Genomic DNA, 20,017 nt, shown 5'->3' on the forward strand with positions numbered 1-20,017 from the left:
GGACAGCCGTCGGCGCGGGTGACCGGGCCCTCCTGCAAATCAGGCTTGGTCAACAATGCCCCTCCTAATTGTGGCTAGAGAATTCCTAAATGGTGTGCACTGAAACCGCTCTCGATAGGGTAGATTGCTAATCCCGAAGGTGTTGCGGAGTGGTTGGCGATGCAGCCCGTCCCTGTCGTTTTGCTCGATTCGAACAACCTGTTCCGAGAAGGCCTCAAGGCGTTGCTTTCGGATCAGGATTTTCACATCACGAGCGCAGCCGGATCTCTGAGCGGGGTGCGGATGAGCACACCGGACGCTGACACGCCGCAGTTGGTTCTGGTCGATCCTCTCGGAGTGGGCGAGGTTGCGGACATGGTCCGCGCCCTCAAAACCTCATACCCCAACGCACGCCTCGTGCTGCTCACAAGCACGCTCGACAGCGGCATCATGATGAAGGCCATCGAGGCCGGTGCGGACGGCTTCCTGATGAAGGACATGTCGACCGATGCGCTGGTTCAGTCGCTGCGTCTGGTCATGATGGGAGAGAAGGTTTTCCCCAGCCCCCTGGCCGCGCTGCTGATCAGCGGCCAGGCCACCAAAGCCAGCACCGACCTGCCGCCCTCGAAGAGGAATGTGTCGCAGCGCGAGGCGCAGATCCTGCGCTGCCTGCTCCTTGGTGACAGCAACAAGCTGATCGCCAAACACCTCGACATCACCGAGGCGACCGTGAAGGTCCACCTCAAAAGCCTGCTGCGCAAGATCGACGCCACCAACCGCACGCAAGCCGCCATCTGGGGCCTTCACAACGGATTTGCCGAAAGCAGGGGCGGCATCCACCCCCTTGTCTGAACATGCCCTCGGCGCCACCGGCGCCGGGTCGAGGGAGACGCGACGGCATCCCGGACCCAGGGGGCCGAACACACGGAGTACGGCCATGACCATGCAGACACCCGCGCCTCCCGGCGCACCGAGGCCTTGGGCGACCGCGATGGAGTACTTCGTGCCGCCGCTGGTGATCCCGGTCGCCGTCGGGCTGGCGGTCGTGCTGTTCGCCCTGATCCATGGTCCCGTGGCCTGAACCGGAGGCGTCGCCATGCTCAAGAACGTCGAGAGGGATGCCTTCGAACGGTGCGTTGCCCACGTCACGCTTCGCCCGGACGATTTCAGCATGGAAGACCGCATCGAGGCTCACGTCGTCAGGGGCGGTACGGTCCAAGTCCACACCATCACCGTGACCTACGCGCCGACCCGAACCTCCCGGGCCTACCGGTCGGCGCTCCCCTCCGACTGGAGCGGACCGTTCAGGAAGGATCTGGACGACGGGGCGTTCTACTGATCCGACGATCGGTTCGCGGCGGCCCCGGAGATGCGGCTTCCGCGTCAGTGCCGGCGTTCGAGCGTGCCCTGGCGGCGCCCTTCGCTGTCCCGGATCACCAGCTCGCCCTCGGCGGAACCGCGCTCGACGCTGCCGATGTGGCGCCCGGCGTTGTCCCGCAACACGTGGCTCCCTTTCACATCCGCCTCGATGCGCCCGACGGGCCGGCCGCCACGGTCGCGGACGACGCCGCCGGCATCGACGTGGTTACCGGGATCGAAGAGGTGCGTGGGATTGCGCTCACCGGCTGCGGCGTCGGTGCTACCGATGGCGAACGAAAGAAGGAGGGCAATGACGGCGGGCTTCACGGCGCCCCCAAGGGCAAAGGGCTGGGCTGGTGCCCTCCCTTATGTGGCCCCCTACCCTCCATCTTGCGAGTGTGCTTACCTGAGCCCCGCACGTTTTCGCGCACGGCAGGGCGCCTTCAGTTCTGATTGGCGTGGAGAGCGATCCCGCACCGATTCAAGGACTCCGCCAGTTGCGCAGCCTCCGCGAAGGACAGACCACGCCGAACCGCCTCACCGACCAGTTCACCGTTCACCACCGCGGTGTCGATGACCATCCAGCCATCGAAGTCGAAGCGGGCACCGTATTCGATCCTCATCATCCAATCGACATGGGGATGCGCAAAGGCACAAGCGAGAGCGCAGACGAACAGCTGCCGTCCCTGCCGCTGCACATCGTGCTGACCGCTCGCTGAGCATCCACCATATCTGGCAGAGCCGGTCCCATCGCGGGATTCTCCCGCCAGGACCGGGCGAGGATCTTCATGCCGCACGAGACGACGCTCATCGCCACCATCGTCATGGGCCTGGTTCTCGCCTTCCTGGGCGGCCTTCTCGCCAGCAAGCTCAGGCTGCCTCCCCTGGTCGGCTATCTGCTGGCCGGCGTCGCGGTGGGCCCGTTCACGCCCGGCTTCGTTGCCGACGAGGGGCTTGCCGCCCAGCTCGCCGAGATCGGCGTCATCCTCCTGATGTTCGGTGTCGGGCTGCATTTCTCGATCAAGGATCTGCTCGCCGTCCGCGCCATCGCGATTCCCGGTGCCCTCGGCCAGATCGTGGCGGCGACGGCGCTCGGCGTCGGCGTCGCGCACATCTGGGGCTGGTCGTTCGGTGCGGGTCTGGTGTTCGGTCTGGCGCTGTCGGTCGCCAGCACCGTGGTGCTGCTGCGCGCGCTCGAGGAACGCAACATCCTCGATTCGGCGAACGGCCGGATCGCCATTGGCTGGCTCATCATCGAGGATCTCGCCATGGTGCTGGCGCTGGTGCTGCTGCCGGCGCTGGCCGGAGTTCTCGGCGGGGACCCGCGTGGCGGCGTGGCGGGCGACATCGGCGCCGGCACTCTCGCCGTGACCTTGGCGCTGACGCTGGGCAAGGTCGGGGTGTTCCTTGCCCTCGTGCTGGTGGTCGGCACGCGCGCGATCCCATGGCTTCTGATGCAGGTCGCCCGGACCGCCTCTCGCGAGCTGTTCACGCTCTCGGTGCTGGCGACCGCGCTCGGCATCGCCTTCGGCTCGGCCGAGTTGTTCGGCGTCTCCTTCGCGCTCGGAGCCTTCTTCGCTGGCGTCGTTCTGAGCGAAAGCGACTTCAGCCATCAGGCCGCGGCCGACGCGTTGCCGCTTCAGGATGCCTTTGCGGTGCTGTTCTTCGTCTCGGTCGGCATGCTGTTCGACCCGACGATCCTGCTCCGCGAGCCGTACGCGGTGCTCGCCGTCGTCCTGGTCATCGTCCTCGGCAAGTCTCTGGCGGCGTTCGGGATCGTGCTGGCGTTCGGCTACCCGGCATCGACCGCGCTCACGGTGTCGGCCAGTCTGGCGCAGATCGGCGAATTCTCGTTCATCCTGGCGGGCCTCGGGGTGACCCTCGGGCTCCTGCCGCCGGAGGGACGCGACTTGATCCTCGCGGGCGCGCTGCTGTCGATCACGCTCAACCCGCTGGTGTTCATCGGTCTCGACCGACTCTCCGGCTGGTTGCGCCTGCGTCCGGGCATGCTGGGCCGCCTCGAGCGCCGGAGATCCGACAGCCTGTCGGCGCTGCCTCCGGCCAATGAAGGCCCGCGCGATCATGCGGTCATCATCGGCTACGGGCGGGTCGGCAGCGTCGTCGGCAAGGGCCTGAAGAGCCAGAATCTACCGATCGTGGTCATCGACCAGAACCGCCGGCGGATCGAGGCGTTGCGTGAACGCGGCGTGCCGGCGGTCTACGGGGACGCGACGACACCGGGCATTCTGGAGGCCGCCGGCATCCGGCGGGCACGGCTGATCGTGGTCGCCACGGCCGAGGGCTACCAGGCGCGGCGCGTTCTCGATCTTGCACGCCAGATCAACCCCGGCATCGATACGGCGGTGCAGACCCACAGCGAGGCCGAGGTTGCCCATCTGGAGAGGCAAGGCGTGGGCGTGGCGATCATGGGGGAGCGCGAGCTCGCCTTCGGGCTGATGGACTATGCCCTGCGCAGCCTCGGCACCTCGGACGACAGGACGCGGCGTGTGGTCCAGGGGGCTCGGGTCGCGGGCGACGGTGGTGTCTACGAGCGGCGACACAGCGAACCGCCGCGTGGCGCGCCGGAACTGCGCCAGCACCACGGCGAGGCCCCGCCGCCCGATTGACGCGCACGCCCCCGCAGCCGCCCGATGAAATGAAAAATCCGCAATGGTCGCACTCAGGCAAAAAATGCGGCCCAAAATGCCATTCAACAATTGCAGTCATGAACACCCCGCCACCGATTGGCAAATAACCCTCAAAAAAAGAAGCCAAATCACCGCGGTATCCGCAACCCGATCCTTTAATCAGCGCCATCATCACCTCACTGATTTTTCAGAAGATCGCTATATATAAATATGGAACATAGGGCCTTACGGGAGATTGGCATGCCGTTACGTCCTGAATATACCCTGCACCAATCCGACTTGGCCGAGTTCCTGTCCGCTCCGCTCTGGATGGAGAAGAACGGAAGCTCTCTCAGCGTCCTCTCGGCGCTGGCGCGGCTCGACATCGATCCCTGGGCTGAGGCGGCCCGCTTGGCGGCGCTGCCGAGGGACGCCGCGGCAGCGGCGCTCGCCGTCATCCTCCGCCGGCTTCCCGCGCAACAGCCCGACGCCCCGGATGCCGTCACGACCGCGGATCGCCTGGTGAAGCTCTTGCCGGAAGGAGGATCCGCCACAGCCATCACCAGCAAAACCGGCGGCCGGAACCGCCACACGGGCAGCACCGGCCCTTGGCTTCTCCTCGTGCTCACGGCGATGCTCGTCGCCTGGGCGATGAACGGGGTCTGGTCCTGACCGCCCGCCCGCAGGGACGCCAAGCGGTGGTGCGGATTTACGTCTCCAGAACGTAGGCGCCGGGTGCGTCGGCGAGCGGGGGATGCGCCGCACTGCCCAGCGCCGGCGGCTTTCCTTTTCGACCCGAGCGTTCCGCCAGCCACGCCGTCCAGTCCGTCCACCAGCTGCCGCTGTGCGCGGTGGCCTTCTCGCGCCACGCCTGCGCGGTCGCGCCGGGCTCCCCGGCGTCGTTGGTCCAATAGGTGCCCTTGCCGCCGGGCGGGTTGATGATGCCGGCGATGTGCCCGCTGGACGCCAGCACGTAGCGCACCTTGCTCCCCTTGAGCAGCTGGGTGACGCGCCACGCGGCATCCCAGGGCACGATGTGGTCCTTCTCCGCGCCGACCGCGTACACGTCCTGCGGGATGCGCCCGAGGTCGATGGCCTCGCCCTTGAGCGTGACCTTGCCCGGAACGATCAGGTTGTTTCGACGTAGGTGTTGCGCAGGTACCAGCTGTGCGCCGCCCGCGCCATGCGGGTGCCGTCGCTGTTCCAGTACAGCAGGTCGAAGGCCGGCGCCTTGTTGCCCATGAGGTAGTTGTTGACGACGTTCGACCAGATCAGGTCGTTGGAACGCAGGAGGGTGAACATGTTGCTCATCTCCCGGCTGTCGAGATAGCCGCGCTCCATCATCTGCTGTTCGATGAAGTCCACCGTCGGCTCGCCCAGGAACACCGCGGTGTCGCCGACGTGGGAGAAGTCCTGGAGGGACACCATGAAGGTGGCGGCGTTGAACCGGGCGTCGCGCTTCGCGGCGAGCCAGGCGAGCGTGATGGCGAGCAGCGTGCCGCCGATGCAGTAGCCCATCACGTTGATGGATTTGGCCCCGGTGATGTCGCGCACCACGTCGGCGGCCGCGAGCGGGCCGAGGTCCATGTAGTCCTCGAACCCGACGCCGTCCATCGAGGCGTCCGGGTTCTTCCACGAGATCACGAACACCGTGAACCCCTGTTCGACCAGATGGCGCACCATCGAGTTCTTCGGCTGCAGGTCGAGGATGTAGTACTTGTTGATCCACGGCGGCATGATGAGCAGCGGCACCGCGTGCACCGCCCCACCCGCCGGCTGGTACTGGATCAGCTCGATCAGCCGGTTGCGGTGGACGACCTTGCCGGGGGTCGTCGCCAGGTTGCGCCCCGGCTCGAAGGCGGTGGCGTCCACCATGCTGAGGCGGCCTTCCCTCAGGTCCAAGAGCAGGTTGCGCGCACCGTCGGCCAGGCTGACCCCGCCGGTTTCCAGCACCCGGCGCAAAGCCGCGGGGTTGGAGAACAGCAAAAGCGTCGGGCTCATCGCGTCGACGAACTGGCGGAGGTGGAAGGTCAGCCGCTGCCGTTCGGCGTCGTCGAGGCCGTCGGCGCGCTCGCCCTGCTCCAGCAGCCAGTCGGAGGCCAGCCGGTACATCTCCTTGAGCGTGCGGTAGGCCGGGTTGGTGTGCCATTCCGGCGCGGCGAAGCGCTTGTCGCCATCGGGCGCCGGTCCGGCCTTGGCCCCGTCCGCCGCCTTGCCCTCGGCCATGCCCCACCAGCGGCGGCCCGCGTCGTTCCAGGCCTCCATCGCGGACGTCCAGACCGCCGCCTGGACATCGGCGGCCTTGCGGACGGTCCTGTCCGGCCGGCTGAGCGACAGCACCCACACGGTCCGGAGCGCGCGGGCGACTTCCGCCCAGTCGACCGGCACGATGGTGCGGAAGGGATTGGCGTTCCACAGGCTGTCGATGGACCGAAGCACCGGGTCCTTGGCCAGGGCATCGTTGAGCTGCCGGGTTCCGGCCTCCAGCATGGCGCCGGTGAGATCGTCGGGCGAGACCTGCCACCATGGTCTGCCCGCCCCGCCCCAATCCCGGACGGCGCCGGCGTTGGCCTCCATCCAGGACGTCCAGAGGCCCAGGGCCATGTCGGGCCGCAAAGGCAGCCGGTCCGGACCACCGTCCATCCCGGTTTCACCGTTCTCCCGGTTGCTGGCTGCGCCGCCTCGACGGGCCTGCTGCCGCCGACGGTTATGATCCGTGCCTCTCTCCGCGCCCATGGGAATAGCCCCTCGTGTTCGTTCCACCGGCGGTGGCTGGCCGACCGTGGCTGGCGATCAGGGTTCGAACGGCGCCGGAGACGGTCGTTGCGGACGTTTCCCGGCATCAACATCGCTGGAGGTCTTTCGTTCTGCCCAAGGCGCGCTGCTGCACGGCCTTTCTCCGGGCCTTGCGGAGGACGCCCATCACCGACCGGAGAGCATCCATGCCACCACGGCGGCGATGCCGATCAGCACGCCGAGCAAGCCAGTCTCGCTGAGGCGACCGCGCCGGTATAGGGTAACGGAAACCGCGATGACCGAAGCGGCGGCGATGAACAGGCCCATCTGCGACTCGCTCATGGCATCACCCGCCCACGTGTTTCCCCCTCCTGAGCCGGCCAGCCCGTCCCATCTCCCGATGGGTCAAGCGTCCTGGGGTGCATCGTCATGATCGCGCGCGTGCCCACGTCCGTGGTGCTGAACGGGATCCTCGGGGAAGCACCCGCGGAGCACGTCACGTTGGACTGGCTCACCGGGAGGCTTGGCCATCGTTCCTTCGGCGTCATCCTCCTTCTCCTGGCGCTCCTCGGCGTGCTTCCGGGCGTGTCAGCCATGGCCGGCGTGCTGCTCATAATCGTTGCGTTCCAGATGATCCTGGATCGTCCCGGGCCCGTGTTCCCCCGCCGCATAGCCACCCGTCACGTCGAGACCCGGCGGCTCACCGCGATCATCCGCCGGACCGTTCCGGTGTTGCGGTATCTGGAGCGGTTCATCCGGCCGCGCTGGGCCACCCCGTTCGCGGCAACCAAGCGGGTGGTCGGCGGTGTCGTCCTGCTGCTTGGCACGAGCCTCCTCATTCCCGTCCCCCTGAGCAACCTCCCCCCTGCTCTCCTCGTCGTCCTGATCGCCTTCGCCTACCTGGAGGAAGACGGTGCGCTGCTCTGCGCCGCGCTGGTCGGAACCCTCTTGCTGTCCGCCATCGCCCTGGGGGTCGCCTGGGAGACGATGAGCGCCGCCGGCTGGCTGCCAAGTTTCCTGTAGAGGCCTTCATTCCCGAACGAGCCGGTACATCGCCAGCGGCAAGCGGGGTCCAGAGACCAGCGGGCCGAACGGTGGCCATGTCCGTGCGCCATGCCGGTGGCGCCATCTATGCGATGGCTGCGTCGGCCTGCTCGGCCCGCTCCAAGTCCAGGGGATCGATCGTGGCGGCCTGGACGAGGATGGTGCCGCCGGCGGCCACCGGCAGCAGGATCACCGTCGCGACACGCCGGTAAGCCGGAAAGGACAAGCCGTCCACCAGCTCTTCGTCGGTTTCGACCGTGTAGGTTCCCGCCGGCTGCACACCGTCGATCCCCGTCAACACGAAGGGGTGCGAGAACGTCACCGTCTTGCTGGTGGTGCGTGAGAACATCGGACGTCTCCTGGGGCTTGATCCACCGGGTACAGGCGGAAGGAACTTGGTCAAGGCATCAGCCATCACGTCCTCCCATCCGCAGCGGCGAGAACTTTCCCAAGTTGCCGCATCACGATCCATATGAGCACGGCTGCTGAATTTTGCTCACACGGGGCATGGATATTCAGACCATGCAGCTTTATTGCTGCGGACAGGGTCAAGAACGCGTCAGGCGCTTTCGCAGTTCGGCGAAGGCGACGGTGGCTGCGGCCGCAGCCTCCGTGGACGGCTGGTTGCCGACATCCGGATGCACCGCCTTGAGCCGGGCCCGGTATGCCGCCTTCAACTCGACCAGGGTGGCCGGCATTGCAAGGAGCCCGAGCGCTTCAAGATACGGAATGACACCGGGATCCGCCGCGGTGCCGGTGTCCGCTTGAGCTCCACGCCAGCGGCTTCCGGCGCCGGCCAACGTCTCGAGAAAGGCGAGGTCGGCCTCGAGGCCGGCGATGCGCGCGGTGAGCGCGTCATGCTCATCGAGCCACCCGGTCAACCGGGCATCGAGCGCCCTCAACGAACGGTGCAGTTCATTCCTCTTGGTGCGATCAGGCTCGCTGGCTTCGCGCGCGATGAGAACCTCGCGGGCGTCATCGTAGCGACGAATCTCCGCGATGAGGCGGTCGCGCTCCGTGCTTGCCTGGCCGATGGCGCGGCGGCAGCGTTCGACTGCCAAGGCCGTGCGCGCTGACGCATTCTCTCCGGGGCGAGGGTCGTGCTGACCGCTGCCGGATTCCGGCCTCCGCGCTCCGAGGCGTCGAGCAACCCCTGCGGCCGCTCCGCCAAGAACCAGCCTCAGCAATGTCCTGATGTTTCGAGCACTGCCCATCGCATCCGACCGGAGCGGCTGCCACCCTGTTTGCAGAAACGGCCGGCGGCCCTCAAAGCCGATTCGATACCGTTCCTTGGGAACACCCTGAACGCGACGACGCGTCGTCACGTTCTGCAATTAAGGGCCCCGTCCGTGGAGGCAACATCCAAGCAATGGATAAGGTCGTCGTGGGTGGCGACTTCCGCCCCATCGGGCCTGAGCACTGAAAATTCCGCAGCCCCCGCGGCAATTAGTGCCGGAAGGCGCTTTTGAACCTCGATCATTCGGGCATGGAGTTCATAGCAGCAGTCCCCACCAAGCACGTAGCACAAGCTGTATCGCTCCACCGCCCTTGCATCGCGATCACCACCTTGACGGCGTGCATTCAATGTCAACGTGGCCATGATGCATTCTCCGCGCACAGTTGAACGAACCCGGTTTCGTGACCGGGGAGACCGGCAAAATTTGATGGGCACTGACTCGGCCTAATAACCAAATTGGCGAAAAATGGTCCACAGAAACAGCATCAATATTGCGCAGACCGGAATTAAGAACATTGGGTCGGCATACCACTCCGAGGTTTTCTGCTTATCCGGCTTCATGGCTTCTCCCCAAAACAGGAAGAGGCATACAGCGAGGATCGCCGCATGCACTGCTGATTTTGTAAAATGGAGCCTTCCGGTCAGTTATTTAAGGCCGTCAAATGCGACTTTCATGCGCATCGGTACATGTAGGTCTGGAATTGCGGTGCCGGCGAACTCTGCCCACCCAAATCATCTTCATGGACGACAGCCTCGCCGGAGATCTTCGGTACATGATCGGCAGGCCAGCCGTCTTATGGCGGGAAGCAATGGATTGTCTCGCGCCCCATGTTGATCCGGTCATTCTGCTTCAGGCGTTTGGCGTGCACGGCCTTCGGGCGCGGGATCGCTGCGCTGTTCCTGGACCACAGTCTGATTGCCCCGCTGGTGACGGGGTACCGCCCGCATTCCAGGAGGACAGCGATGACCATCGGCACCGTCAAATGGTTCAACGGCACCAAGGGCTACGGCTTCATCCAGCCGGACAACGGCGGCTCGGACGTCTTCGTCCACATCTCCGCCGTCGCGCGCGCCGGCATGCAAGGCCTGGGCGAAGGCCAGAAGGTCTCCTACGAGGAGCACCGCGACCCCAAGCGGGGCAAGAGCTCGGCCGAAGACCTCAAGGCCGTCTGAGCCGTGAAAGGGCTCTTGAAAAGGGCACCGGGAATCCCGGTGCCCTTTTCGTGTCTCCAGACAAGCCGGATCATGTGGGGCCGCGGGGAGCCGAGCATACCAAGGCCAATGAGGATCGCGAGGCTGCCCCATGAAGGTTTTCCACTGCCAGAGCTGCGGCCAGATGGTGTATTTCGCGAACACCCGGTGCGAACGCTGCGGGCACCGTCTCGGCTACCTCCCCGATCTTGCGGTCCTGAGCGCCCTTGCCCCGCTGGAGGGGGATCGCTGGCGCCCGCTGGCCGCCCCCACCCGGCCGTCCCGGTTCTGCGCCAACGCCGCCCATGACGCATGCAACTGGCTGATTCCGGCCGAGAGCCCCGGCGCGTTCTGCCAAGCTTGCCGGCTCAACCGCACGATCCCCGACCTCGGTCCATGGGAGAACCGGCTGCGCTGGCAACGCCTGGAAACCGCCAAGCACCGTCTCGTCTATGGCCTCCTGAGGCTCGGCCTGCCCCTGGTGAGCCGGTTCGACGATCCCGAGACGGGGCTCGCCTTCGATTTCCTTGCCAACTCGGATCGGACCGACTCGGACCGGATCGCCCGGGAACACTTTCAAATCGTCACGGGTCACGCGGCTGGCCTGATCACCATCGACATCGCCGAAGCCGACGATGCCGAGCGGGAGCGTCACCGGAGGGACATGGCGGAATCGTACCGCACGCTGCTCGGGCACTTCCGGCACGAGGTCGGACACTACTACTGGGATCGGCTGGTCCGCAGCAGCCCCTGGATTGCGGCGTTCCGTGACCTGTTCGGCGACGAACGCCGGGACTATCAGACAAGCCTGAGCACGTATTACGCGCAGGGTCCACCCGCCGGCTGGCAGCAGCACCATGTCAGCGGCTACGCCAGCGCCCATCCCTGGGAGGATTTCGCCGAGACCTGGGCGCATTACCTGCACATCCTGGACACGCTCGAGACGGCCTGCGAATTCGGCCTGCGTGTCCGGCCCAGGGGGGAAACCGATCCGGCGCTGATCGTGGACGTCGACTTCGACCCCTACGGCCAACAGGACTTCAATGTTCTGATCGGAACGTGGCTGCCGCTGACCTATGGGGTCAACAGCCTCAACCACAGCATGGGTCTGCCCGACCTCTATCCGTTCGTCCTGGCTCCGACGGTCATGGGGAAACTGCGCTTCGTTCATGGCCTCGTTTTCCCCCTGTCCTCGGCCTTGGCGAGGCCGGCATGACCGCGAAGGCAGGCCCCCTCGCAACAAGAGGGGAACACGCCCCCGTGACGCCCGCACAGGCAACTCTGCGCCGCGGCGCCCGGTTCAATACGATCGCCGGGACAAAATGTACGCTTGTACCCGCCCCTCGTCACCGCAGTCCCCACACCAGAGGAATGAGCACCGTTCCGACCGCGACGACGATGATCGACAGCGGCAAGCCAAGCCGCCAGTAGTCGCCGAAGCGGTACCCGCCCGGTCCCATCACCAGCGTGTTGCACTGGTGTCCGATGGGCGTCAGGAAGTCGCAAGCCGCCCCCACCGCCACCGCCATCAGCAGGGGATCCGGGCTCATGCCGAGCCTCTGGGCCAGGCTCGCCGCGATCGGCGCCATGATCAGCGCGGTCGCCGCGTTGTTGAGGAAGGGAGTCAGCGCCATGGCCGTCACCAGAACCAGCGTCACGGCCCCCACGGGTGGAAGGGTGCCGGCGACCACCGCAAGCCCTTGCGCGATCAACGCGGCCATACCCGTGCTGCTGATGGCATCGCTGATCGGGATCAGACAGGCGAGCAGCACCAGGATTGGCAGTTCGAGCGCATCGTACGCCTCTTTCAAGGTGAGAACGCCGAACAGCACGATGAGAACGGCGGCACCGAAGAAGGCTGCCGCCACGGGAAGCAGGTTGAGCGCCACGGTCACCATGGCAAGCGCCAGCAGGACGAGCGGCAGGTATTCCTGACCGCGACGTCCCAAGCCGGTAGCCCGATCGATGAGCGGCAGACAACCGAGCCCCCGCAACGTATCGGGCATGGCCTCGGCGCTTCCTTGCAGGACGAGCACGTCACCCGCCTGGAAGCGAAGGTTCCGCAGCCGGGTGGCAACGCGTTCGCCGTGCCGGCTGATTCCGATGAGGTTCACGCCGTGCTGCTGGCGCAGGCGCAACTGCGCCGGCGAGCAGCCGAGCAGAGGGGAACTCGTCATCACCACCGCCTCGACCACCCCAACGTTGTTGGCGGCCAGGTTCCTCGTCACGCTCCGGCCGGCGCCTTCAAGGTGCAGTTTCGCTTCCGTCACCACCGTCCGTAACGCGTGAGGGTCGCTCTGGAGGACGAGGACGTCGTCGGCGAACAGCGTCCAGTGCCCGGCAGGACTGTAGCGCCTCTCCTCTTCACGAATGATCGCGACCACGGTGACGTCGCCCTCGCCGATGGCTTCGAGATCAGCCACCGTTTTCCCCATCAGGGGGGAGGTGGCGGGCAGGCGCGCTTCGGAGAGATAGGGATCGATGTCGAACGCCGCGGCCGCCGGCGCCGGCGCCCGGCGCCCCCTGGGCAGCAATCGCCAGCCGACCACCAGGAAGGCAAAGCCGGCCGCCGCGATGCCGAGACCGACCGGCGCGAAATCGAACATGGCGAACGGCTCCCCGAGCAACTCCGCGCGCGCCCGCGCGACGAGGATGTTGGGGGAGGTACCGATCAGCGTCACGAGTCCGCCGATCAGCGATCCAAAGGCCATCGGCATCAGCATCGTCGAGGCCGGCGTGCCGCTGCGCCGGGCGACCTGAACGGCAATCGGCAGGAAAATCGCCAGGGCACCGATGTTCTTCATGAAGGCGGACAGGACCATGACGCTGCCCGCGAGCACCGCCACCCGCATCCCCGTGGTCCGCAGGTGCGGTTCCAGGCGCCGGATGGCCCGGCCGACCACCCCCGACTTGCCCACCCCGGCGCTGACGACGAGGGCCGACGCGATGATGACCACCACCGGATCGCTGAAGCCGACGAAAGCCCGGTCCGGCTGGACGACGCCGGTCGCCATGGCCACGAGCAGCCCGAGCAAGGCCGTCAGGTCGTACCGCAGCCGGTTCCACACGAACATCACCACCAAGCCGATGATGACTGCCGCGGCAAGAGCTTGATCGACCGTCAGAGGCCACCTCGATTGTGCTTGCCCCGGTTCTCATGGCAACCGTCTGCTGATCTTGACCGCGCTTGGCGCCCCCGCGTGCGGCTCTTGCGCAGCGGATATGCGGCCCGTTGTCCTGAACCGGACAACCGGATGCGTCCAGGCCGCGCTCCCATCAGACCACAAGCGGGAAGGTGATCCGGAAAACCGTCCCACGGCCCGGGCTTTCCTGCCGAACCGAGGCACCGACCTGCTCGGCCAAGCTCTGGACCAGAGGCAACCCGGCGCTTCCCGGCCGGGGCGGTCCCATACCCGTCCCATTGTCCGCGACCGTCAGGCGGCCCTGCTCGGTTGCTTGATCGACCGTGAACTCCACCCGCACCGTGCCCCGGCCATCCGGGAAGGCATGCTTGATGGCATTGGTCACGAGTTCGTTGGTGATCAGACCGAGCGGCACCGCGCGTTCGCGAACCAGATCGGCATGCTCGCACTGCGTCTCGATCCGGATGCCCTCGCGGCGCTGGTCGAAGTTGCCGCACAGGGCTTGCAGGTAGTCGGCCAAGTCGATGGTGCCGGTCTCCGGGCGCATGGACAACTGGTCGTGGGCCATGCTGATCGCCGCCACCCGGTCCAGGACATGGCGGAAGGCCTGCCGGACGTTGGGGTCCTGCTGCTTGCTCTGCTGCATGACGAGCAGCGCCATGATCAACTGAAAGTCATTCTTGTCCCGGTGCAGCAGTTCGCGCATCAGCATCTTCTGCTGCTCGACGTCGGCGATGGCCTTCCTGGCGACGTTCCCGGCGTGGTGCTCCAGCAGCTTGCGCTGCACGGCCATGCCCAGGATGTTGCCCATGGCGGTCAGGAACTTGGCGTCGCTCTGGCTGAAGTGTCGGGGCTCCTCACTGTCCACCTCAAGCACCCCCCAGACCACACCGTCGGCAGCCATGGGCACATTGAGGGCTGAGACAATGCCATGCTCCTGGAGGACCGGGGAGTAGCGGAACTCGGGGTCGTTCGGCAGGTCGTCGATGACCAGCGGCAGGCGGGTCTGGAAGGTGCGGCCTGGTGGCGAGGCGATGTCGGTGCCGAGTTTCACCTGTCCGACCACGCCCGGCTTCCAGCCCACGCCGGCCTCGACGAGCAGGTCGCCCATGGCCGGGCGGTAGCGCATGATCTTGGTGCGCTTGATGCCGATGCCGCGGGCGGCCTGCACGCAGGTCAGCTGAAGCAGGCGGCCAAGTTCCTTCGCTTCAGCCGCGATCCGGCTGTAATCGGTCAGGATGTCCTGGTAGCGCGACACGCGCGCCACAAGGGCATCGTCATCCCGGTTGCTCTCGGGTTCGTCTGCCATGGCGTCTCAACCTGAGCCAAAGCCGGAGGTTCCGTGGCCATGCGGGTGACGGACGCTCCCGAAGAATGGATCGCTGTCCGGACAGACGCCGCCGTTGGACTGGAAGAATTATGTGTTCAGTTCTGCTTGGCGTTGAGAGCGGTCCCGTACCACGTCTGCGCGGTCGCGCCAGGCTCAGCGCCTGCCGGAACACGAAGAAGCCCCACGTCGTCCGTGGATCGAGCCGACCGAAGCCATGCTGCTGCAAACGGCGTCGGCGGACTTCGCCAAGGCCGTCTTGGCCTGCTCAATGCAGATGACGTTCTGGCCTTGAACCGCCTCGAGCCGGGCGCGGGCCTGTTCCCGTTCCTGCCGCCAAGCGGCACGAAGGCGCCGGGACTCTTCGACGATGGCCCGGGCACGCACGATGAGTTCTCTATGGCGGCGTATCAGGTTTTCGATCGTCTGATGGCGCCGTAAATCTTCCGGATCGATGTCGTCCATTGCCCCCTCCCGCTTGGACCGAATCATCGGAACAATCTTGGAAGTCCTTACGCTGCTCCTCGCTCACCCGTGGACCTGCCCCATTTTCCGGTTCGCTGGCCGCCACCGCATGCCGGAGCTGCTCCAGCAGCGCGGCGTGGTGCGCCAGAGCCTCCCGCACGCGCTCGCGGAGGTGCCGAGACCATGCAATGAGGGCGTGGTCGTCCATGCCCTGAGTAAACCGGGACAATGCCGCCCAACCCGGAAGAGCGAACGCAATATGGCATCGGATGAACGGGTGGGCCGACCTGCCCTGATCCAAGGATCATTGGCGCTGATCCAACAGGGTCTCATAGCGCCGGACCGTTTCCCGCATCTCCTCCAGGAGTTGGCGCTGCTCGTCGGCGGCGGCACGGGTGCGTTCCGCGTCCGCACGAGCCTGCTCAGCATGCACGCGGGCTTCTTCGGCGCAGCGACCGGCCTCCTCACGGAGCGCCCGTGCCCGTTCTTCGGCTTGACGTGCGTCCTCCGCCGCGCGCCTCGCCTCCTCGGCGGATCGACGCTGATCCTCGTCCTTGATGCGCCAATCCTCGGCTTCCCGCCGTTGTGCCTCGCCGGTGATCCGCCCCTCCTCGGCCATGAGGCGAACGCCTTCAGCCTCCTCCTGGCGCTCGAAGGCCGCCGCCCGTTCCTGTTCGGCTTCGGCGCGCTGGCGTTCGGCTGCGGCGCGGGCCTCTTCGGAATTGCTCCGCCGCGCCTCACCGCGCCGTCGCCAGTCCTCCGCATCCACGCGCTGCTCTTCAGCCCTTTCCATGGGGAGCTGTGTCGCGACCATCGGGCTTCTCCTTGCGGTGTGTCAGGCGTCGGGATGTGGCCAAGACGTCTTCGGCGGAGCGCAAACGCGCATAGGCGGCCTCCAAGAGCCGATGTCTGCGCTCCAGCACCGCACGAACCTTTGCCTGCAACGTCTCAAGCCGCTTCGGAGAAGCCATACCCCTTCAACATAAGACGTCGGCAACTTGCCTCAAGAGCGCAGGCGCAGATCGCGGAACGGATTTTTTTCGGAGAACCCGTTCCGGGCAGCGTCAGGACGCCAGCCGAACACGACGATCCGGATCGCGCGTACCCAACTATATCGGACAAGCAACTTGAAATCTGTCCGCGTGTTCCTCTTTGTCGTACGAACCAGCACCAACCATCGTCCTGCCAGAATGCCCATATCCAGGCGCGTCAGCCAGAGCATCCCCCTCACGCCGGACCTCGACCGCTCCGTCCAGGCACAGGCGGCCTCCGGCCGCTACCAGACCGTCAGCGAGGCGATCCGCGACGCACTGCGCCTGCTTCAGGAACGAACGCCCGTGCAACCCCGTCCGAAAACCGCCCCCACCCCGGAGGGTGGTCATGGACGCTGACACCGGGCACCCGCGCGTCTGGCCCATGGGAGGCGGCACCATGGGGGCGCTGATGCGGGCGCACGACTGGTCGCGCACCCCCCTCGGCCCGACCGGGAACTGGCCGCAGAGCCTGAACACCGCGGTCGGCATCATGCTCACCACCCGCCATCCGGTGTTCATCTTCTGGGGTCCCGAGCACGTCTGCCTCTACAACGACGCCTACGCCGCCTCGCTCGGGCCGGAGAAGCACCCCTCCATCCTGGGCGCCCGCGGCCCCGAGGCGTGGCCGGAGGCCTGGGACGTCATCGGGCCGCAGATCGGGCAGGTCATGGCGGGGGGCGAACCGACCTGGCACGAGGATCAGCTGGTCCCCATCACCCGCCATGGCCGGCGCGACGACGTCTACTGGACCTACGGCTACAGCCCGATCACCGACGCCGGGGCGCCGAACGGCGTGGGCGGCGTCCTGGTCCTCTGCACGGAGACGACCCCGACGGTCGTCGCCCGGCGCACCAGCGAGGAGCGGTTCCGGGCTTTGGCGGAAGCCAGTTCGGAGGTCATGTACCGCATGAGCCCCGATTGGTCGGAGATGCGCCAGCTGAGCGGCGGGGGCTTCCTCTCCGCCACCGAGACGGCGAACCGCGGCTGGCTGGAGGACTACATCCACCCGGACGACCGGCCCCGCGTCCTGGCGACGATCCAGGACGCCGTCCGGAGCAAAAGCGTCTTCGCGCTGGAGCACCGGGTCCGGCTCGCGGACGGAACCCTGGGATGGACGCACTCGCGCGCCGTGCCGGTTCTCGACGCCGGGGGCGACATCACCGAGTGGTTCGGCGTTGCCAGCGACGTGACGGCGCGCAAGCGCGCCGAAGAAGCGTTGCACCACAGCGAGGAACGCCTGCGCCGCGCCCTGGCGACCGAGACGGTCGGCGTGATCTTCTTCGATCCGGCCGGGACCATCAGGGAGGCCAACGCCGCCTTCCTGAGCTTTTCCGGGTTCACGCACGAGGACGTGGCGGCCGGCCAACTCCAATGGCAGGAGTTGACCCCACCCGAGCACATGGCGGCGAGCTGGCGCGCGTTCACCGAGTTGACCACCACCGGCCGCGCGACGCCCTATGAGAAGGAATACTTCCGCAAGGACGGCTCGCGCTGGTGGGGCCTGTTCGCCCCACGCCTGCTCGCCGACGGCGAAGCCGTGGAGTTCATTCTCGACATCACCGGGCGCAAGCGGGAGGAGCATCGCCAGACCTACCGCCTCACGCTCACCGAACAGCTGCGCGATCTGGCCGACCCGCACGCGATGATCGCCGCCGCCACCACCACGCTGGGCGCGTTCCTCCAGGCGGCCCAGGCCGGCTACGGCGAGGTCGACGCGGCGCAGGCGCACGTGACCGTGCACCACGACTGGAACGACGGGCGCGTCCCGTCGGTCGCCGGCACCTGGCGCATGGACGACTTCGGGCCGGCCTTCATCGCCGAGATGAAGCGCGGCGAGACGATCGTCATCCCCGACGTGCGCGCGGACGCGCGGACGCGCGCGCCCGAGGTGGTCGCCGCCTACGACGGCATCGCAACACGCAGCATCCTCGACGTGCCGCTGGTGAAGGATGGGCGCATGGTCGCCGTGCTGTTCGTCCACCATCCCGAGCCGCGGGCCTGGACGCCGGCCGAGGTGGAGATCGTCGAGGAGACCTGCGAGCGGCTGTGGGCGGCGGTCGAACGCGCCCGCGCCGAGGCGCGGCTGCGCGAGAGCGAGGAGCGCTACCGGCTTCTGTTCACCTCGATCGATCAGGGGTTCTGCACGGTGGACGTCGTGTTCGACGAACGGAACCGGCCGGTCGACTATGTCTTCGCCGAGGTGAATCCGGCTTTCGAGGCGCAGACGGACCTGCGGGATGCCGCTGGCAAGCGCATGCGCGCGATGCAGCCGGAGCATGAGGAGCACTGGTTCGAAATCTACGGCCGGATCGCGTTGACCGGGCGCTCGGAGCGCTTCGAGCATCGGACGGCCGCGCTGGGCCGCTGGTACGCCGTCTACGCGTTCCCGGTCGGTCCCGCACGGCACCGCGTCGGGATCCTCCTCGACGACATCACCGCCCGCAAGCAGGCCGAGAGGGATCTGCAGCTGGCCAAGGAAAAGGCCGAACAGGCCAGTCTGTCCAAGTCGAAATTCCTGGCCGCGGCGTCGCACGACCTGCGCCAGCCGATGCAGTCGCTCCTGCTGTTCCTCGACGTCCTCAAGCCGCACGTCGCCCCCAAGGGGCGGGAGGCCCTGAAGCATCTCGGCCGTGGCCTGGACGCGATGCGGGACCTGTTGGAGAGTCTGCTCGACATCTCGCGCCTGGACGCCGGCATCGTCGAGCCGGTCCTGGACGACTTCGCCATCCAGGATCTCGTCGAGCAGACCGGTGCCGCCTACACGCCGATCGCCGCGGCCAAGGGGATCACCTTCGAGGTCTCGGCCTGTTCCATCGTCGTGCACAGCGACCGGACGCTGCTCGGCCGGATGGTGCGCAATCTGGTCGAGAACGCGCTGCGCTACACCGAGAGCGGGCGCATCGCCATCGAATGCCGTCCGGCGGGCGACCGCCTGCGCGTCGAGGTGAGCGACACCGGCATCGGCATCCCGCCCGAGCACCTGGAACGGATCTGGGAGGAGTTCCATCAGGTCGGCAATCCGGAACGCGACCGCAACCGCGGCCTGGGCCTGGGGCTTGCCATCGTTCAGCGTCTGTCCTTGCTGCTGAAGCATCCGGTCGAGGTGCACTCGACGCCGGGCCGGGGCTCGGTGTTCTCCATCGAGGTGCCGCTCGGCCGGGCGGAAGCACGGCCGGGCGCCACGTCGGCACCCCAGGCCGCGGGCAACGGCCGTCTTGCGGTGCTGGTGGACGACGACGCCATCGTGCTGCTGGGGCTGAAAGCGACGTTCGAGGCGTGGGGCTACGACGTGCTGGCCGCCGACACCACCGACCGGGCGCTGGTCTTGATGACGTCCTGCGGCCGGTGTCCGGACGTCGCCATCGCCGACTACCGGCTGCGCGAGGGGCGCAACGGATCCGAAGCCATCCTGCGGGTGCGTGAGGCCTGCGGTGCTGACGTTCCGGGCATCATCCTGACCGGGGAGACGGGAAACGAGGTCCAGCGCGACGCCGCCGCGCATGGCCTTCATATCGTCCATAAGCCGGTCACTCCGCGGCAACTCGGGGAAGCCCTCGACCGTCTCCTGATGGCGGCCGGGGTTCCTCCCGGTGAATAGGACGCCCACGCGCCGGCGGACACACCCCTGCCGGGAATCGGAACGATCGCGGGCTGCTCCACAACCGCTGGCACGCCTGTTCTCTGCGAACTCCATGGCTCCCGGCAATCGGAGGAGACGACGGGCGCACCACCCGCTTGATGGACGGATGACTCGCCAGCCGCCGCGAGTGGCCGGCACGGCATGCTGAGCGCGAAGCCGCCCTCCCGAAGGAGGACGGCAGCGGCACTCGCCTGTTCGGCGGCAGCGGCATTCCGTGGTGGGGCTCGTCCTCAGC

At 66.9% G+C, this 20,017-nt stretch carries 21 protein-coding genes; 10 read left to right on the forward strand and 11 right to left on the reverse strand.

The window, feature by feature from the left end; translation table 11 throughout:
- The first annotated feature begins 159 nt into the window (after positions 1-159).
- Positions 160-831, forward strand: a complete 672-nt coding sequence (locus VED21_RS16635) for a response regulator transcription factor (protein WP_324883954.1) — start codon at positions 160-162, stop codon at positions 829-831.
- 244 nt (positions 832-1,075) lie between these two features.
- On the forward strand, positions 1,076-1,318 hold the full coding sequence (locus VED21_RS16640; RefSeq protein ID WP_324883955.1) for a hypothetical protein: 243 nt from the start codon (positions 1,076-1,078) through the stop codon (positions 1,316-1,318).
- Positions 1,319-1,362: 44 nt separating this feature from the next.
- On the opposite strand, the gene VED21_RS16645 is transcribed toward VED21_RS16640, so the two are convergent.
- A complete protein-coding gene (locus VED21_RS16645; protein ID WP_324883957.1) occupies positions 1,363-1,665 on the reverse strand; it encodes a hypothetical protein in 303 nt (100 codons plus the stop codon).
- Positions 1,666-1,835: 170 nt separating this feature from the next.
- Here VED21_RS16645 and VED21_RS16650 point away from each other — a divergent pair, with 170 nt between their 5' ends.
- From VED21_RS16650 to VED21_RS16660, 3 genes are all read left to right on the forward strand, one after another.
- Positions 1,836-2,057 (forward strand): hypothetical protein, encoded by a 222-nt coding sequence (locus tag VED21_RS16650; protein WP_324883959.1) that lies wholly within the window; start codon positions 1,836-1,838, stop codon positions 2,055-2,057.
- Positions 2,058-2,126: 69 nt separating this feature from the next.
- Positions 2,127-3,965: a YbaL family putative K(+) efflux transporter gene (gene ybaL / locus VED21_RS16655; RefSeq protein WP_324883961.1), complete on the forward strand. Its 1,839-nt coding sequence runs from the start codon at positions 2,127-2,129 to the stop codon at positions 3,963-3,965.
- A 261-nt stretch (positions 3,966-4,226) separates the two neighbouring features.
- Positions 4,227-4,637, forward strand: a complete 411-nt coding sequence (locus tag VED21_RS16660; RefSeq protein ID WP_324883963.1) for a hypothetical protein — start codon at positions 4,227-4,229, stop codon at positions 4,635-4,637.
- Between the two features lie 37 nt (positions 4,638-4,674).
- Here the strand turns inward: VED21_RS16660 and VED21_RS16665 are convergent, their stop codons facing one another.
- The 3 genes from VED21_RS16665 to VED21_RS16675 form a co-directional block, all read right to left on the reverse strand.
- A complete protein-coding gene (locus VED21_RS16665) occupies positions 4,675-5,031 on the reverse strand; it encodes a hypothetical protein (protein ID WP_324883965.1) in 357 nt (118 codons plus the stop codon).
- A gap of 62 nt (positions 5,032-5,093) precedes the next feature.
- Complete coding sequence (locus VED21_RS16670) at positions 5,094-6,608, reverse strand: PHA/PHB synthase family protein (RefSeq protein ID WP_324883967.1); 1,515 nt, start codon at positions 6,606-6,608, stop codon at positions 5,094-5,096.
- Positions 6,609-6,887: 279 nt separating this feature from the next.
- The gene (locus VED21_RS16675) at positions 6,888-7,043 is read right to left on the reverse strand and encodes a hypothetical protein (RefSeq protein ID WP_324883969.1); all 156 of its coding nucleotides are present in this window, start codon (positions 7,041-7,043) and stop codon (positions 6,888-6,890) included.
- An 87-nt stretch (positions 7,044-7,130) separates the two neighbouring features.
- Here VED21_RS16675 and VED21_RS16680 point away from each other — a divergent pair, with 87 nt between their 5' ends.
- Positions 7,131-7,724: an exopolysaccharide biosynthesis protein gene (locus VED21_RS16680; protein WP_324883971.1), complete on the forward strand. Its 594-nt coding sequence runs from the start codon at positions 7,131-7,133 to the stop codon at positions 7,722-7,724.
- A gap of 106 nt (positions 7,725-7,830) precedes the next feature.
- Here the strand turns inward: VED21_RS16680 and VED21_RS16685 are convergent, their stop codons facing one another.
- Complete coding sequence (locus VED21_RS16685; RefSeq protein WP_324883973.1) at positions 7,831-8,094, reverse strand: hypothetical protein; 264 nt, start codon at positions 8,092-8,094, stop codon at positions 7,831-7,833.
- Positions 8,095-8,293: 199 nt separating this feature from the next.
- Complete coding sequence (locus VED21_RS16690; protein WP_324883975.1) at positions 8,294-8,806, reverse strand: hypothetical protein; 513 nt, start codon at positions 8,804-8,806, stop codon at positions 8,294-8,296.
- Between the two features lie 1,139 nt (positions 8,807-9,945).
- Between VED21_RS16690 and VED21_RS16695 the strand changes: the two genes are divergently transcribed.
- Positions 9,946-10,155 carry a cold-shock protein gene (locus VED21_RS16695; protein WP_324883977.1) on the forward strand — a complete coding sequence of 70 codons (210 nt, stop codon included), beginning with the start codon at positions 9,946-9,948 and terminating at the stop codon, positions 10,153-10,155.
- A gap of 130 nt (positions 10,156-10,285) precedes the next feature.
- The gene (locus VED21_RS16700) at positions 10,286-11,389 is read left to right on the forward strand and encodes a putative zinc-binding peptidase (RefSeq protein ID WP_324883978.1); all 1,104 of its coding nucleotides are present in this window, start codon (positions 10,286-10,288) and stop codon (positions 11,387-11,389) included.
- 130 nt (positions 11,390-11,519) lie between these two features.
- Here VED21_RS16700 and VED21_RS16705 read toward each other — a convergent pair whose 3' ends face one another.
- The 5 genes from VED21_RS16705 to VED21_RS16725 form a co-directional block, all read right to left on the reverse strand.
- Positions 11,520-13,247 (reverse strand): SLC13 family permease, encoded by a 1,728-nt coding sequence (locus VED21_RS16705; RefSeq protein WP_324884037.1) that lies wholly within the window; start codon positions 13,245-13,247, stop codon positions 11,520-11,522.
- Between the two features lie 202 nt (positions 13,248-13,449).
- Entirely contained in the window at positions 13,450-14,625 is a 1,176-nt protein-coding gene (locus VED21_RS16710; protein ID WP_324883980.1) for a sensor histidine kinase, read from the reverse strand.
- Positions 14,626-14,799: 174 nt separating this feature from the next.
- Positions 14,800-15,108 carry a hypothetical protein gene (locus VED21_RS16715; protein ID WP_324883982.1) on the reverse strand — a complete coding sequence of 103 codons (309 nt, stop codon included), beginning with the start codon at positions 15,106-15,108 and terminating at the stop codon, positions 14,800-14,802.
- 304 nt (positions 15,109-15,412) lie between these two features.
- Positions 15,413-15,922 carry a hypothetical protein gene (locus tag VED21_RS16720; protein ID WP_324883984.1) on the reverse strand — a complete coding sequence of 170 codons (510 nt, stop codon included), beginning with the start codon at positions 15,920-15,922 and terminating at the stop codon, positions 15,413-15,415.
- 189 nt (positions 15,923-16,111) lie between these two features.
- Complete coding sequence (locus VED21_RS16725) at positions 16,112-16,330, reverse strand: hypothetical protein (RefSeq protein WP_324884043.1); 219 nt, start codon at positions 16,328-16,330, stop codon at positions 16,112-16,114.
- On the opposite strand from VED21_RS16725, the gene VED21_RS16730 reads away from it, so the two are divergent.
- Positions 16,299-16,499 (forward strand): ribbon-helix-helix domain-containing protein, encoded by a 201-nt coding sequence (locus tag VED21_RS16730; RefSeq protein WP_324883986.1) that lies wholly within the window; start codon positions 16,299-16,301, stop codon positions 16,497-16,499. The genes VED21_RS16725 and VED21_RS16730 overlap by 32 nt on opposite strands.
- The gene (locus tag VED21_RS16735) at positions 16,489-19,740 is read left to right on the forward strand and encodes a PAS domain S-box protein (protein WP_324883988.1); all 3,252 of its coding nucleotides are present in this window, start codon (positions 16,489-16,491) and stop codon (positions 19,738-19,740) included. Before VED21_RS16730 ends, VED21_RS16735 begins: the two co-directional genes overlap by 11 nt.
- Positions 19,741-20,017: the final 277 nt, after the last annotated feature.

Source organism: Azospirillum sp. (assembly GCF_035627195.1).
Taxonomy (GTDB): domain Bacteria; phylum Pseudomonadota; class Alphaproteobacteria; order Azospirillales; family Azospirillaceae; genus Azospirillum.